This window comes from Micrococcus sp. GbtcB5, from assembly GCF_019091605.1.
Taxonomy (GTDB): domain Bacteria; phylum Actinomycetota; class Actinomycetes; order Actinomycetales; family Micrococcaceae; genus Micrococcus; species Micrococcus luteus.
In genome coordinates, this window is sequence record NZ_JAGXJK010000379.1 from 1 (window position 1) to 242 (window position 242).

The following is a 242-nucleotide window of genomic DNA, read 5'->3' on the forward strand; positions in this document are numbered from 1 at the left end:
CCGGGGGCCTGCTCGTGGACGGCCACTTGGTAGTACCGCAGGGTGTAGGGGCCCGGCGTGGTGGTGGCCGCGGCCGCCGGAGACGGACGGGCCGCGGACGGGGACGGCGACGGCGAGGCAGAGGACGTCGGCGAGGCGGTCGCCTGCTCCAGCAGGGACAGGCACTTGGTCGCCTCCGCTCCCAGCGGAGCGCTCGGCGCCCCGGAGCGCTGCTCCACGTGGGCGGCGACGGTCACGGAGGT

At 76.9% G+C, this 242-nt stretch carries 1 protein-coding gene; it reads right to left on the bottom strand.

What is annotated here, in order from left to right; genetic code table 11:
* Positions 1 to 242 (bottom strand): hypothetical protein (locus KVS67_RS12785; protein WP_217565524.1); only part of this gene is annotated, 242 nt, incomplete at both ends.